Raw genomic sequence first — 243 nt, 5'->3', positions numbered from 1 at the left:
CGTTGCTGCATCGCCTGGCACGGGGGGTGGGGGTGACGCCCGACGGGCAGGGGTTGCTGGACCAGGTAGGCCCACACCTGGATGCGATCGCGCAGGCGCTGCAGCCGTTGGGCGCGCGCCACGACCGCGTGCTGTCGGTCAGTGCGTTGCCATCGATGGCCTCCAACTGGCTGGTCCCACGGCTGGGCTCGTTCGTGGCCTGCCACCCGGCGATTGAATTCAACCTGGAATCCAGCGAACGGC

The 243-nt window shown here is 69.1% G+C and carries 1 pseudogene; it reads left to right on the top strand.

Going from position 1 to position 243, the window contains the following annotated elements:
* A pseudogene (locus ACQG3P_RS22020) lies at window positions 1-243 on the top strand (LysR substrate-binding domain-containing protein); the annotation flags it as partial.

The organism is Stenotrophomonas sp. SrG (assembly GCF_050031795.1).
In the GTDB taxonomy this organism is placed as follows: Bacteria; Pseudomonadota; Gammaproteobacteria; order Xanthomonadales; family Xanthomonadaceae; genus Stenotrophomonas; species Stenotrophomonas rhizophila_A.
Note: the sequence above shows the minus strand (reverse complement) of the source record. Positions and strands in the feature narration are given on the sequence as shown.